The sequence below is a fragment of the Herbaspirillum sp. CAH-3 genome, assembly GCF_009668275.1.
GTDB lineage: Bacteria > Pseudomonadota > Gammaproteobacteria > Burkholderiales > Burkholderiaceae_D > Herbaspirillum > Herbaspirillum aquaticum.
This window is the reverse complement of sequence record NZ_VSWE01000029.1, coordinates 11,853-26,401: the sequence shown is the minus strand read 5'-3', so window position 1 is coordinate 26,401 and position 14,549 is coordinate 11,853. Positions and strand designations below refer to the sequence as shown.

At 65.7% G+C, this 14,549-nt stretch carries 12 protein-coding genes; 9 read left to right on the top strand and 3 right to left on the bottom strand.

Annotated features, from left to right (window positions below):
* The first annotated feature begins 9 nt into the window (after window positions 1–9).
* From cobJ to FYB76_RS25440, 9 genes are read left to right on the top strand one after another with little or no spacing between them, the layout of a single operon-like run.
* Window positions 10–1,569 carry a precorrin-3B C(17)-methyltransferase gene (gene cobJ, locus FYB76_RS25480; protein WP_154135482.1) on the top strand — a complete coding sequence of 520 codons (1,560 nt, stop codon included), beginning with the start codon at window positions 10–12 and terminating at the stop codon, window positions 1,567–1,569.
* A gap of 2 nt (window positions 1,570–1,571) precedes the next feature.
* Window positions 1,572–2,699, top strand: coding sequence for a GTP-binding protein (locus FYB76_RS25475; protein ID WP_154135468.1), 1,128 nt, complete (start codon window positions 1,572–1,574; stop codon window positions 2,697–2,699).
* Window positions 2,700–2,730: 31 nt separating this feature from the next.
* Entirely contained in the window at window positions 2,731–3,333 is a 603-nt protein-coding gene (gene cobO, locus FYB76_RS25470) for a cob(I)yrinic acid a,c-diamide adenosyltransferase (protein WP_088753567.1), read from the top strand.
* Entirely contained in the window at window positions 3,333–4,667 is a 1,335-nt protein-coding gene (locus FYB76_RS25465) for a cobyrinate a,c-diamide synthase (protein ID WP_154135467.1), read from the top strand. Before cobO ends, FYB76_RS25465 begins: the two co-directional genes overlap by 1 nt.
* On the top strand, window positions 4,664–5,335 hold the full coding sequence (gene bluB / locus FYB76_RS25460) for a 5,6-dimethylbenzimidazole synthase (RefSeq protein ID WP_154135466.1): 672 nt from the start codon (window positions 4,664–4,666) through the stop codon (window positions 5,333–5,335). The genes FYB76_RS25465 and bluB overlap by 4 nt, the downstream gene beginning before the upstream one ends.
* Entirely contained in the window at window positions 5,332–5,943 is a 612-nt protein-coding gene (gene cobU / locus FYB76_RS25455) for a bifunctional adenosylcobinamide kinase/adenosylcobinamide-phosphate guanylyltransferase (RefSeq protein ID WP_154135465.1), read from the top strand. Before bluB ends, cobU begins: the two co-directional genes overlap by 4 nt.
* Window positions 5,937–6,896 carry an adenosylcobinamide-phosphate synthase CbiB gene (cbiB, locus tag FYB76_RS25450; protein WP_154135464.1) on the top strand — a complete coding sequence of 320 codons (960 nt, stop codon included), beginning with the start codon at window positions 5,937–5,939 and terminating at the stop codon, window positions 6,894–6,896. Before cobU ends, cbiB begins: the two co-directional genes overlap by 7 nt.
* Entirely contained in the window at window positions 6,889–7,899 is a 1,011-nt protein-coding gene (gene cobD, locus FYB76_RS25445; RefSeq protein ID WP_154135463.1) for a threonine-phosphate decarboxylase CobD, read from the top strand. The genes cbiB and cobD overlap by 8 nt, the downstream gene beginning before the upstream one ends.
* Complete coding sequence (locus tag FYB76_RS25440) at window positions 7,892–9,361, top strand: cobyric acid synthase (protein WP_370516421.1); 1,470 nt, start codon at window positions 7,892–7,894, stop codon at window positions 9,359–9,361. The genes cobD and FYB76_RS25440 overlap by 8 nt, the downstream gene beginning before the upstream one ends.
* Before the next feature lie 70 nt (window positions 9,362–9,431).
* On the opposite strand, the gene FYB76_RS25435 is transcribed toward FYB76_RS25440, so the two are convergent.
* The 3 genes from FYB76_RS25435 to FYB76_RS25425 form a co-directional block, all read right to left on the bottom strand.
* Window positions 9,432–9,629, bottom strand: coding sequence for a hypothetical protein (locus tag FYB76_RS25435; RefSeq protein ID WP_008329502.1), 198 nt, complete (start codon window positions 9,627–9,629; stop codon window positions 9,432–9,434).
* A 93-nt stretch (window positions 9,630–9,722) separates the two neighbouring features.
* Window positions 9,723–10,715 carry a response regulator transcription factor gene (locus FYB76_RS25430; RefSeq protein WP_154135462.1) on the bottom strand — a complete coding sequence of 331 codons (993 nt, stop codon included), beginning with the start codon at window positions 10,713–10,715 and terminating at the stop codon, window positions 9,723–9,725.
* Window positions 10,693–14,145, bottom strand: a complete 3,453-nt coding sequence (locus FYB76_RS25425) for an ATP-binding protein (RefSeq protein WP_370516420.1) — start codon at window positions 14,143–14,145, stop codon at window positions 10,693–10,695. Before FYB76_RS25425 ends, FYB76_RS25430 begins: the two co-directional genes overlap by 23 nt.
* Between the last annotated feature and the right edge of the window lie 404 nt (window positions 14,146–14,549).

Sequence of the window (14,549 nt, the reverse complement as noted above, 5' to 3'; positions counted from 1 at the left end):
AGTATGCAGATGGAAGCCGTCAAGAAAAAAGGCGTATTGAACCTGGTCTCGGTCGGACCCGGTTTCGAAGAAATGATCATCCCGCGCGCCATCGAGGCCTTGCGCGACAGCGAGGTCATCGTCGCCTACGAGTTGTACCTGCGCTGGATCGCCTCGCACATCGAGGGCAAGGAAATCCACACGCCGCCGCTGACGCAAGAACGCGAGCGCGCCTTGCTGGCCATCGAGCAGGCCCGTGCCGGACGGCGCGTGGCGCTCATCTCCAGCGGCGACATCGGCATCTACGCCATGGCCGCGCTGGCCTTCGACGACATGTGCGAGGACGATACCTATGAGGTCAACGTCATTCCCGGCGTGACCTCGGCCAATGCCTGCGCTTCACTGTTGGGGTCGCCGCTGTCGCATGACTTCGCCACGCTGTCGCTGTCGAACCTGCTGTGCCCGTGGTCATGGATCGAGCAGCGCGCCAGCCACATCGCCCAGGCCGACCTGGCCTGCGTGCTCTACAACGTGCAGAGCGCCGGACGGCAGGAGGGCGTCTATCGCATCCTGCAGCTGATGCTGCAACACAAGGCCCCGCACACCCTGTGCGGCGTGGTGCGCAACGCCTATCGGCCGGGCCAGCAGGTCTCCATTCATCGCCTGGATGAATTGCCGGGCCTGCAGTTCGACATGCTGACCTCGATCGTCATCGGCAACCGCTTTACCCAGCGCAAGCGCGACTGGATCTTTACGCCGCGCGGCTACAACGACTGGAGCGAGGAATCGCAAGCCGCCGAAGCGGTGCAACTGCCGCGACAGGCAGTGTGGGTCTTTGCCGGCACCAGCGATGGCAATCGGGTGGCACGTGAGCTGGCCACGCAAGGTGAGCAGGTGGTGATCTCCACGGCGACCGCCTATGGCGGCGAACTGGCCAGCCAGGATTGCCCGGGTGCCCACGTCTGGTCCGGCCGACAAGGCGCGGAAGCGCGTCGCCAGGCCCTGCGCGAGAGCCAGGCGCGCATGCTGGTGGATGCAACGCATCCGTTTGCGGTGCAGATGTCGCAGCAGCTCATGATGCTGGCCAAAGAGTTGGCGATTCCGTATCTGCGCTACGAACGTCCGAGCGACCTGGCTGCCGATGATCCGCACGCCTGCGCCGACATGGAAGACGCCGCCACGCGCGCCATCGCCATGGGCCGCCGCATCTTCCTGGCCACCGGCTCCAAGGACCTGGGCAGCTTCCTGCAGGCACCCGGTGCAGGGGGCAGGCAATGGTTCGCACGCGTCACCGCCGATCCGGATTTCATCCAGCGCGCACTGGAGCTGGGCTTGCCGCGCGCGCATCTGTGCGCCATGCAGGGACCGTTCTCTCAGGCCTTCAACGAAGCGCTGTGGCGGGATTGGGGCATCGACTGCGTGGTCACCAAGGATTCGGGCGAGGCTGGTGGCTATCGGGCCAAGGTAGAGGCGGCGCGCGCCCTGGGCATCCCGCTGTTGACGGTGCGCCGGCCAGTACTGGCCTATCCGCAGGTGGCCCATGACGTGCCGGCCCTGCAGGCGCAACTGGCGGCACTGGCCGGGGGCTGAGCATGGCCAGCGTCGCACCCTCCCTGCCGCCGCCCTTGCCGCCGATACCGGTCACGGTGGTGACCGGTTTCCTCGGTGCCGGCAAGACGACCTTGCTGCGCGGCCTGGTCCAGCGTCGCCAGTCGCGCCGCCTGGCCTTGCTCATCAATGAATTCGGCGAGGTCGCCATCGATGGCGACCTGCTGCGTGCCGAAGGGGATGCGCAGGGTCACGTGCAGATCCAGGATTTCGCCCATGGCCTCATCGCCTACGGTGACGATGAACATTTCGTGCCGGCCATGCTGGCCCTGGCCGCGCGGCGGGCGCAGATCGATCACGTGCTCATCGAGACCTCAGGCCTGGCCTTGCCCAGCGCCGTCATGGAAGTACTGCAATCGCCGGAACTGGCCCCGCATTTCGTATTGGACGCCACGCTGGCCGTGGTCGATACGCCGCTGCTGCTGGAGGAAGCCTTCGCCAGCGGGGACGCCGTGCGCGACGCGACGGCACAGCTGTTCCGCCAGCAGCTCGAGTGCGCCGACGTGGTGGTGTTGAACAAGATCGATGGCATGGAAGAAGCGCCGCTGCTGCAGGCCGAAGAAACCGTGCGCGCGCTGGCCCCCAATGTGCGCTTCCTGGAGCTGGCCTATGGGGCGAGGCTGGACATCCGCCTCGCACTGGGCCTGCGCCTGCACCAGGCGGGCAGCACCGTGCATCACCATTACACGCCGGTGGCCATGCCCGGCGAACGCGCCACCGTGGCAGCGGACCAGTGGCGCTTCAATGGGCATGCGCACTCCGGGCTGGGGGCGCACAGCCATGGCTTGTCCACCCACAAGCATTTCCACGAGCAGGACCCCGGCTGGCAATCCTTCACGCTGCGCAGCCAGACAGCGCAAGAGCCCGAGGCCCTGCGCCGTGCCGTCGTGGCCGTGGCGCTGGACCAGCCGATCCTGCGGACCAAGGGTTTCATCGCCACCGGCGAGGGCAGCACGCAATTGCTGCAAGCCGTGCGTGCGCGTGCCGTCGTGGCCGGTGCGCAGGGCGGCACGAGCGCAGGACGGTCGGAACTGGTCTTCATCGGCTACCACCCCAGTCGTGCGCGTGTGGCGCAGTTGCTGTCGTCGTTGACCGGCACCGACTGGATTTGATTTTTTTGCAGTATCAGGAAACTACCTCACCATGAAAACCGATCCCGAATCGCACAAGCGCATGACCCAGCGTCACAAGGAGGGCTTCGAGAAGAAGAAGGCCGCCGCCCAGAAAGAAAAGGGACTCTTGATCGTCAACACCGGTACCGGCAAGGGCAAATCCAGTGCCGCCTTTGGCATGGGCATGCGCATCCTCGGCCACGGCATGAAGCTGGGGGTGGTGCAGTTCATCAAGGGCGCGCTCTACAGCGCCGAGCGAGACTTCCTGGGCGGACATGCCAACTGCGACTTCCACGTCGTCGGCGCAGGCTACACCTGGGATACCCAGGACCGTGACGCCGACATGCGTACCGCTGCTCGCGGCTGGGCCGAGGCCGTGCGCATGATCGAGGATCCGAGCTACGACATGGTGATCCTCGATGAACTCAACATCGTCCTGAAATACCAGTACCTCGACCTGGAGGAAGTGCTGCGGGTCTTTGCGGCACGCCGCGAGATGCTGCACATCGTCGTCACCGGCCGCCATGCGCCGGAAGCCTTGATCGAACAGGCCGACCTGGTCAGCGAGATGCGGCCCCTGAAACATCCCTACAAGGAGCAGGGCGTGAAGGCGCAGAAGGGCGTGGAGTTCTGATGTCATCCCAGGATCACCGCTGTCCCGCCCTGTTCATCTCGGCACCTGCTTCCGGCCACGGCAAGACCACCATTACCGCGGCCCTGGCGCGCCTGTACCGGCGCCAGGGCAAGCGGGTGCGCGTGTTCAAGACCGGCCCCGATTTCCTCGATCCCATGGTGCTGGAGCAGGCCAGCGGCCAGCCGGTCGTCAACCTCGACTTGTGGCTGGGCGGCGAGGATCATTGCCGCCGCCAGGTGGCGCTGGCGGCCGCCGAATCGGACGTGCTGCTGGTCGAAGGCGTGATGGGCCTCTTCGATGGGGAACCCAGCAGCGCCGATCTGGCGCAGTTGCTGGGCATTCCCATCGTGGCCGTCATCAATGCGCGCGGCATGGGGCAGACCATCGGCGCGCTCGCGCAAGGCATGCTGGCCTACCGTCCCGAGCTGCAATTTGCCGGCGTGCTCGCCAATGGCGTGGCCAGTCCGCGCCACGCGCAGATGCTGCGCCAGGGCTTGCAGAATGCGCGGCCCTCGGTACCGCTGCTGACCGGCCTGCAACGCGACATGCAATTTGCCTTGCCGGAGCGCCATCTCGGCCTGGTGGCCGCGCCCGAGATTGCCGACCTGGACGCGCGCCTGGATGCCGTGGCCGAGAGAATGTCATCGACTTCACTGGCCAATTTGCCGGCCCAGGTGGACTTCGGCACGCCCCCGCCGGAACGCGCGTTCCCGCGCCTGTTGGAAGGCAAGACCATTGCCGTGGCGCGGGACCTGGCGTTTTCCTTCATTTACACCGCCAACCTCGACCTGCTGGCGCAGATGGGGGCTGCCGTCGCCTTCTTCTCGCCACTGGCCGATGAGCCCTTGCCGGAGTGCGATGCCGTCTGGCTGCCCGGCGGCTATCCCGAGTTGCACCTGCCTGCGCTGCAAGCGGCGCAGCGAACCCGGTCCAGCCTGTGTGCCCATGCCGAGGCGGGCAAGCCGCTCTATGCCGAATGTGGCGGCATGCTGTTCCTGCTGGAGACGGTGATTGCCGGTGACGGCAGCAGCGGCCAGCTGTGCGGCATCCTGCCCGGCCAGGCCACGGTGCAGCCGCGCCTGCAGGGACTGGGTTACCAGACGCTGAAACTGAACCTGCCCGGCGCAGTCGGCGAGCATCTGCGCTGCCACACCTTCCACTATTCGCGTGCGGTGGTCGGGGCGGAGTTCATCGCGCGTGGCGAGCGTCTGTTCGATTCGTCCGAAGGGGAGGTGGTCTATCGCCGTGGCCAGGTCACGGCCAGTTACCTGCACGCGTATTTCCGCTCGGCGCCGCGCACGGTGGCGGCGCTCTTCGGAGGGGCAAGGGCATGAGTACTTCTTCCCCTCATCGTTATCCGCAGGAGCAGGTCGACGCGGTCTACCGGGTCATTGGCGAGCGGCGCGACATGCGCCATTTCCTGCCCGACCCGGTCGCGCCAGCACTGCTGGAACGCCTGCTGCAGGCGGCCCATCAAGGCCCCAGCGTGGGCTTCATGCAGCCGTGGCGGTTCATTCGCATCCGCAGCGATGCCTTGCGCCAGCAGATCCATGCCCTGGTGGAACAGGAGCGCATCGCCACCGCTCGCGCACTGGATCAGCGCGAGGACGAATTCATGCGCCTGAAGGTGGAAGGCATTCGCGAGTGTGGCGAGCTGCTGGTGGCCGCCCTGATGGACCGGCGCGAGGCCCACGTCTTCGGCCGCCGCACCTTGCCGCAGATGGACCTGGCCTCGTTGTCCTGCGCGTTGCAGAACATGTGGCTGGCCGCCCGTGCCGAAGGGCTGGGGATGGGCTGGGTGTCGCTCTTCGACCCGGCCGCGCTGGCCCCATTGCTGCACTTGCCGCAGGGCGCCGAACCGGTGGCCGTACTGTGCCTGGGCCACGTGCCCGCTTTCTATGACAAGCCCATGCTGGAGCAGGAGCAATGGGCGCCCCGCCAACGTTTGCAAGACCTGGTCTTTGAAGACCGCTGGCCCGCGCAAGGAGCATCACAAGCATGACTTCCCCAATCTCATCCCGGCATCGCAGCCTCATCTTCGGCGGCGCCCGCAGCGGCAAGAGCGCCCACGCGGAACGCCTGGCGCTGGCAGCAGCGCAGTCCGGTCCTCACGAGATCGTCTATCTGGCCACCGCCAATCGCGCCGCCAGCCGCGACGATGCCGAGATGCAGGAACGCATTGCCCATCACCAGCAGCGCCGCCGCGCGCTGGGTGGTCACTGGAGCACCGTGGAAGAACCGCTGGCACTGGGACAGGCGCTACGCAGCCTGTGCCGGCCCGAGTCCGTGGTGCTGGTCGATTGCCTCACCGTCTGGCTGGCCAACCTGCTGTTTGCCGAGGGCGTGGATTATCCGGAGATGGGGCCGATCACGCCGCCGCTGGCCTTCACGCAGCAGCGCGTTGACTTCCTGCTGGCCTTGCAGGAAGTGCAGGGCACCGTGATCCTGGTCTCCAATGAAGTGGGCATGGGCATCGTGCCGCAAGGGGCGGTCTCGCGCTGGTTCGTCGATGAGGCAGGGCGCCTGAACCAGGCTGTGGCGGCGCTGTGCGAACGCGTGCAATGGGTCGCGGCCGGCCTGCCGCTGACCTTCAAGGACAACCCATGTTGAGCGGACTGTCGTGGCCCTCGCTGGCTGTGCTGATGGCGCTGGGCATCGCCCTGGACCTGCTGCTGGGCGAGGCGCGGCGCTGGCATCCGCTGGTGGGCTTCGGCAACCTGGCCAAGCGCATCGAGGGTGCACTCAATCACGCGCCTGCGCTACGCCTGCGCGGGGTGCTGGCCTGGTGCCTGGCGGTAGTGCCGCCGGTGCTGGCCTGCGCCTGGCTGATCGCGCTGTTGCCGGGATGGCTGGGCGCGCTGGTGCACGCGGCGTTGCTGTATTTCTGCATCGGCCTGCGCAGCCTGCGCGAGCATACCCTGCCGATTGCCCGGGCGCTGGCGCAAGGCGATCTGCCATTGGCGCGGCGGCTGACCTCGTACATCGTCAGCCGGGATACCCGTGAGTCCGGTGAGGGCGAGCTCGCCAAGGCGGGCGTTGAATCCCTGCTGGAGAATGGCAACGATGCCGTCTTCGGCACCCTGTTCTGGTTCCTGGTGGCCGGTGGTCCCGGGGCCTTGCTGTTCCGGTTGGCCAACACGCTGGATGCGATGTGGGGCTATCGCAATGCGCGTTTCCTGTATTTCGGCTGGTCTGCGGCGCGCATCGATGATGTCCTCAACTGGCTGCCCGCCCGCCTGACCGCCTTTTCCTATGCGTGGCTGGGCCAGCGGCGCCAGGCCCTGGACTGCTGGAAGGCACAGGCGCCCGCGTGGAGCAGTCCCAACGCCGGCCCCGTGATGGCTGCCGGCGCCGGTGCATTGGGCCTGGCCTTGGGCGGCCCTGCCATCTATGACGGCGAAGTGGAAGAGCGCCCGCCGCTGGGCCGTGGCCTGCCTGCGCAAGGGCCGGACATCGTGCGGGTCTGGCGCCTGGTAGCGATGAGCACGGCACTGTGGCTGGCGGTCGTTTGCGCGGTGGCGCTGCTGGGCCTGGCCATCGGAGCGGGAGCGCCTCATGCTTGAACACGGCGGCAATCTCAACGAGGCGGCGCGCCATTACGGCCGCCCGCGCAGTGAGTGGCTGGACCTCTCCACCGGCATCAATCCGCGTCCTTATCCGGCCCCCGTGCCTTCGCCCGATGCATGGCATCGCCTGCCCGAGCCCTCGCAAGCGCTGCAACAGGCGGCCTGCGGGTATTACGGCGCCCCGCGCCTGCTGGCCGTGGCGGGGACGCAGGCGGCGATACAGGCATTGCCGCAATTGCGCCTGCAACAACAAGCCCGGCCGTCACAGGTGGTGGTCGCGGCCCCCATCTATGCCGAGCACGCCCACTGCTGGCGGCGTGCAGGGCATACCGTGCGGGAAGTGCCGTATGACCATCTGGATGAGGCGGTCCGTGAGTCGGATTGCGAGGTACTGGTCCTGTGCAATCCCAACAACCCGACCGGCGCCATGGTGGCACCAGGGGATGTATTGCGCTGGGCAGCGCTGCTGGCGCGACGCGGTGGCTGGCTGGTGGTCGATGAAGCCTTTGGCGATACCGTGCAGGCCCACAGCGTGGCCGCCCACTGCGACCAGCCGGGCCTGATCGTACTGCGCTCGGTCGGCAAGTTTTTCGGGCTGGCCGGGTTGCGGCTGGGTTTCGTGGGCGCAGCGCCCGCCGTGCTGGATGCACTGGCCGACTGGCTCGGTCCCTGGTCCATCAGCGGCCCGGCGCAACAGATCGGCGGCGCCGCACTGGGCGATCGTCCGTGGCAGGCCGCCACGCTGCAGACCTTGCTGGCGGAAGGAGCGCGCCTGCACGCGCTGCTGGCGCAGCACGGCATTCGTGCCAGCGGAACGGCACTGTTCCAGTGGTGGCCCGAGCCCGAGGCGCAGGCGTTTCATGAAGCGATGGCCCGTGCCGGCATCTGGGTGCGCCTCTTCACGCGCGGCGCCGGAGGCATCCGTCTGGGCCTGCCGCCGGATGAGGCGGGCTGGTCGCGCCTGCAAGAGGCCTTGAACACATGGAGCCAACGTGGCTGAGTTTCCCTTCCATACATTGATGATCCAGGGCACCACGTCGGATGCCGGCAAGAGCACCCTGGCCGCTGCACTGTGCCGCCTGCTGAAGAAGGATGGCATCGGTGTCGCTCCCTTCAAGCCGCAGAACATGGCCTTGAACAGCGCCGTCACCAGCGATGGCGGCGAGATCGGGCGGGCCCAGGCCCTGCAGGCCCAGGCCGCAGGCATCGCGCCCCACACCGATATGAACCCGGTACTGCTGAAACCCTCCAGCGATACCGGCGCCCAGGTCATCGTGCATGGCAAGGTGCGTGCCGACATGAACGCCCGCGACTACCACCGCTACAAGACCGAGGCCATGCAGGCGGTGCTGCAATCCTACGAGCGCCTGCGCACGCAGTACGCCTGCGTGATCGTGGAAGGGGCGGGCAGTCCGGCCGAGATCAACCTGCGTGCGCGCGACATCGCCAACATGGGCTTTGCGGAAGCGGTCGATTGCCCGGTCATCATCGTGGCCGACATCGACCGGGGCGGCGTCTTCGCCCATCTGACCGGCACCCTCGACTGTCTTTCGGAGAGTGAGCGCGAGCGCGTGATCGGCTTCGTCATCAATCGTTTTCGGGGCGACATCAGTCTCTTGCAGGGCGGCCTGGATTGGCTCGAAGCGCGCACCGGCAAGCCCGTGCTGGCGGTGCTGCCTTACCTGCATGGCTTGCACCTGGATGCCGAGGATGCGGTGGCGGCCACGCAGGAGAGCAAGGGCGATTTCCGCATCGTGGTGCCGGTCTTCCCGCGCATCAGCAACCACACCGACTTCGATGCGCTGCGCGCCCATCCCGGTGTGGACCTGCGTTTCATCGGGCCGGGTCAGCCGGTGCCACCCGCCGATCTCATCATCCTGCCTGGCAGCAAGAACACGCGCGGTGACCTGCGCTGGCTGCGCGAACATGGCTGGGACACGGCCATCGCGCGGCACCTGCGCTATGGCGGCAAGCTCATCGGCATCTGTGGCGGCTTCCAGATGCTGGGGGAGAGCGTGGACGATCCGCACGGTGTGGAAGGTGCGCCCGGCAGCAGTGCCGGCCTCGGTTTGCTGCCGATGCGTACCGAGCTGACGCGTGAGAAGAAACTGCTGCAGGTCGCCGGCCAATGCGCCTTCGGTGACGTGGCTGCCACGGTGAGCGGCTATGAAATTCACATGGGCGTCTCCTGCGGACCGGCACTGGAGCGTCCTGCGTTCGTCATCGACGGGCGCGGCGAGGGGGCGCAATCTGAGGACGGGCAGATATTGGGCAGCTACCTGCACGGCATGTTCGATACGCCGCAAGCCTTTGGCGCCCTGCTGGCCTGGGCCGGACTGGCGGGAACGGAGCCGGTGGACCTGGATGCGCTGCGCGAGGCCAGCCTGGAGCGGCTGGCCCAATCCTGCCGGCCTTTGTATGAGGCCTTGCAGCGGGTGCCGACGCGGTTTGCGCCGAAGTAATACGGCGTGACACCAAAGAAAATCCCGGCCTTGCGGGCCGGGATGCGGTTGGGGGAGTGGCGGATGGGAATCAGGCCAGGGCTTCCTTGGCGGCTTCTTCCGGGGTGAGGCCATCGTAGTAGAGGTCAGTGAACCATTCGACCTGTTCCTCGATGTGCTCTTGTGCCTGGTCCAGCGTGGCACCGCCCTTGACCAGGAACTGCTCGACTTCGGTACACCATTGGATCAGGGCTTCGGTTTCCGGGTCCAGTTTCTCTTTCTTGGGCATGTTGACTCCTTTGCTTCGGTGATGATGGGCGTGAGTGCCCTGTGCAAGGATAGGCCAAACCGGCCATGCGTGCGCGCTTTTATTGGGCAGGATTCATTGCAGCAACTGGCTGCCGCTGCTGGCAACGCTGGCCGCCGCCAGGCTGCTGGCCAGCACCGCCGCCGCAGAACGCGTCTCCACCCCCAGCTTCACGAAGATATGTTCCAGGTGCTTGTTGACCGTGCGCGGGCTCATGCCGAGGATTTCGGCGATGTCGCGGTTGGTCTTGCCCTTGCCCAGCCAGAGCAGGACGTCGCTTTCGCGCGGCGTCAGGCGCGCGCCTTCCAGGGTGGCCGGCAGGGTCATGGCTTCTTCGCCGCGAGGTGTCGCGCCCGCGATCTTCTCCTCCAGCACCAGGCTCACGCCATGCCCCTGGCCCGGACCGGAGAGCGTGATGTGCAATTCGTCCTGTTGCTGGCGCACGATCAACGGCGGCACGTGATCCAGGCTCTCGCCCTGGCGCTGCCGTACCAGCTGCTCGTTGAGCCAGACCTGCAAGGGGCCCGGCAGCTTGTGGCTGGCCGGTGCCGCCGGACCATAGTATTTTTCCAGCCACTGTGAGGCCTTGCTGGTCTGCCACATCGGCAAGCCATTGCCGCCCAGCACGATCACGGCATGCGCCGCATGTTCCAGCATCCCGCGCGTTTGCGTCATCATGCGCGCGGTGCGGATATGCGCACCGATGCGTGCCACCACTTCCTGCGGACGGATCGGCTTGGTCACGTAGTCGATGCCGCCGACCTCGAAGCCGCGCACCACGTGTTCGGTCTCCGACAAGCCGGTCATGAACACCACCGGCACATGCGCCACCCGCTTGACCTGCTTGATGCGGCGGCAGGTTTCGAAACCGTCGATGCCGGGCATCATCGCATCCAGCAGGATCAGGTCCGGCGTGATGTGGTCCAGCCGCTGCAGCGCCGCCAGGCCGTCGGTGGCGACCAGCACGATATGGCCGCTTTCATCGAGCGCGTCGGACAACATGGCCAGGTTGTCGGGCATGTCATCGACGATCAGCACCACGTGTCTATCGAACGTCGTTGAGATCATGTCGGATCAGCTCCTTGATGCGGGTGACATATTCATTCAATCGGAATTGCTTGACCAGCTGCCGCAACTCGGTGGTGAAGGGCAGGTAGGCCGGCTGCTGGCGCTCCATGGCGTCGAGCTGGCGCAGGATTTCCTTGGCGTAGCCGATGCTGCCCAGTTCCAGCAGGGTGGCCAGCTTGTCATGGGGCGGTACCAGCATCAGCGGTTGCGCCGTCGCTTGCGCATTCGCCGGCACAAGCGACGGCGGCACTTCCGGTGTCGCCTGGGCTACCCAGTCCAGTTTCAGGTGCTGCCGGATCTTGGCGAGCAATTCGTTGTACGAGACCGGCTTGACGACGAAGTCATTGACCAGCGGCGGCTCGTTGCGCTCGTGCAGGTTCTCGAAGGCATTGGCCGAGACCAGCAGGATGGGCAAGTGCGCCAGCCCGCGTGCGCGGATGGCACGGGCGACCGTCCAGCCATCCATCTGCGGCATGGCGATATCCAGCAGGATCAGGTCCGGGACTTCGCGTCCCAATCGTTCCATGCAGGCCAGTCCGCTGTCGGCTTCGCTCACCACGAATCCCAGGGGCATGAGCATGTCCCTGAGCAGCCGGCGCTGCGAGGCCTGGTCGTCGACCACCAGGATATGGCGGGAAGGCCCGGCGTAGCCCGACATCTGGTCTTCCAGCTTCAGGCGCGGGCGCGGCACGTGGACTTCAGGCAGGTAGATCTTGAGATGGAAACTGCTGCCCTGGCCGACCCGGCTCTGCACGCTCAGTTCACCGCCCATGATGTGCACCAGCATGCGGCTGATGGCCAGCCCCAGGCCGGTGCCGATGTCTTCCCGCAGATTGGCGGCGCTGCTGCGCTCGAAGGGCAGGAAGATGCGTTCCAGGTCCTCGTCGGCAATGCCGATACCGGTGTCGATCACATCGAAATAGGCGATCTCGCGGGCGTATCGCAGCTTGAGCGTGACGCCACCGTGGTCGGTGAATTTCACGGCATTGCCCAGCAGGTTGATCAGGATCTGGCGCAGCCGTTTCTGGTCGGCGTGCACGATCTGCGGCAGGCGGCCCGATTTCTCGAAGCGGAAGTGCAGGCCCTTCTGCTCGGCCTGTGGCGCGAACATGCCCACGATCTGTTCCAGGAAGGCTTCCAGTGCCAGTTCGTCCGAGGCCAGGCGCATCTTGCCGGCCTCGATCTTGGCGATGTCGAGCAGGCCATCGATGAGACTCAACAGGTGTTCGCCACTGCGGCGGATGATGGCGATGGCTTCCTTGCGGGCCGGCGGGATGGTGGCATCGACGTGCAGGATTTGTGCGTAGCCGAGCATGCTGTTCAAGGGCGTGCGCAATTCGTGGCTCATCCCGGCCACGAAGCGGCTCTTGGCCAGGTTGGCCGATTCGGCGGCTTCCTTGGCGCGTTGCAGTTCGGCATCGGTCTGCTTGTGGGCCTCGATTTCCTGCAGCAGCAGGTTGGTCTGGCGCTCCGATTCTTCCTGGGCCACGGCGCGGCTTTCATTGGTCAGCACCAACCACCATGCACCGACACCGACCACCACCAGCAGCAGGCAGAACAGCTTGATGAAGACGCCCCGCAATGAATCCGGTGCAGACAAGCTGAGCCCGGAGAGATCGGCCATCTGCTGGAAATACAGCATCCACAGCACGATGGCCAGCCCGCCGGCGAGTAGGCCGAAGACGCTCAGGTAATGCCCGATGCGCGTATTGAGCTTGAGCGCGAAGCGCGCCGGGATCAACTGGTGCAGGGTATGCAGGATCTGGTTGGGCAGGCGCGCGCGGGGCGTCTTGCAGCGATCCTTGCAGCGCGCATCCAGTGAACAGCACAGCGAACAGATGGCCCCCTGGTAGGCAGGACAGTGCGCCATGTCCGGCGTCTCGAACGCGTTGCCACAGATCACGCAATCCAGCACCGAATGCGCTTGGCCCGGCGTGACCGGACGATAGTTCTGTTCGGACAGCGTATCGCGCCGCGCGATGTAGTAGCGGCTGCCGGTGGCCAGCGCGATCAGGGGCGCCGTCACCAGCGCCGTGCCCAGTGCGATGAAGGGAGCCATCGCGGCGATCGTCTTGCCCATCACGCCCGACATGGCCAGTGTGGAGAGCAGGGTGGCAATGGCCATCGAACCCACGCCGACCGGGTTCACGTCATACAGGTGGGCGCGCTTGAATTCAATGTGCGCCGGGCTCAGCCGCAGCGGCTTGTTGATGACGAGATCGGCCACCACGGCGCCGATCCAGGAGATGGCCACCAGGCTGTAGAGCGCCAGCACGTGTTCCAGTGCATTGAACACGCCCAGCTCCATGAGCAGGACTGCGATCAGCACATTGAACACCAGCCACACCACACGCCCCGGATGGCTGTGCGTGAGGCGCGCAAAGAAGTTGGACCAGGCCAGCGAGCCGGCATAGGCATTGGTGACGTTGATCTTGATCTGCGAGACCACCACGAAGAGCACCACCGCCCCCAGCGCAAAGGCCGGATTGCCGAACACGTACTGGTAGCCGATCAGGTACATCTGGGTCGGCTCCACGGCGCGCGCCATGGGCACTTCATGCTGGATGGCGAGGAAGGCCAGCAGCGTGCCGCCCAGCATCTTGGCCCCGCCCAGCAGGATCCAGCCGGGACCGGCCAGCAGCAGGGCGCTCCACCAGCGACCGCGATTGGCAGCGGTTTTCTGCGGCAGGAAGCGCAGGAAGTCCACCTGTTCGCCCACCTGCGCAATGAGCGAGAAGGCCACCGTGGCAGCGGCCCCGAAGAGCGTGAGGTTGAAGGAACTGCCTTCCTCTGCACGGCCGGCGAAGCTCATCAGGTTCAACAGCGCTTCCGGCTCCTTGTACAGCACGCAGGCATAGGGCAGCACCAGCAGCACCAGCCACAGTGGCTGGGTCCACATCTGCAGCCGGTTGATGAGGGTGATGCCGTAGGCCACCATGGGGATGATGATCAAGGAACAGAGCACATAGCCATACACCAGCGGCAGGCCGAAATAGATCTCGATGGCCTGCGCCATGATGGCCGCTTCCAGCGCGAAGAAGATGAAGGTGAAGCTGGCATAGATCAGCGAGGTGATGGTCGAACCGATGTAGCCGAAGCCGGCACCACGCGTGAGCAGGTCCATGTCCACCCCGTAGCGTGCCGCGTAATAGCTGATGGGCAGGCCGGTGGCGAAGAACAGCACCATCACGCAGACGATGGCCCAGAAGGCATTGGTGAAGCCATAGCTCAGGGTGATGGCACCGCTGATGGCTTCCAGCGCCAGGAAAGAGGTGGCCCCCAGCGCCGTATTGGCCAGGCGGAATTCCGACCATCGGCGAAACGACAGCGGCGTGTAGCGCAGCGCGTAGTCTTCCAGCGTCTCGTTGGCGACCCAGGTGTTGTAGTCGCGCCGGACCTTGACGATGCGTTGAGTGGCGGGATGGGTCACGGTGGCTCTTGGTGAGGTCAGGGATCCGGAGGGTTGTCGTCGTCAGTGTCTTGTCAGGCTCGTTGCAGCGCACACGATCAGGTTCGCTCGTGTTTATGTCCAAGCAATTTTCAAACCATTCCGGGTAGGAGGGCATACGTCAAATGACGTAGATGCCTGTCTGCACACCATGAGAATTCACCAACAAATGGCAGGCTGCGTGGATGCCGCCGCCGCATCCCGACGCCACGCACGCAAAGTGCGCACCAACAGCAGGCAAGCCATGGTCAAAAGCTGTGCAGGCCGCCGGGCCGCACCAGCAGGGGGCTTACGTCAAACAACGTATTGTTGCGCTGCATCGGCAACCCTATTCTGCGCCTCAGAACGAAGCGCCGGACCCGTGTGTTGCAAGGGGTTCCCCGGGC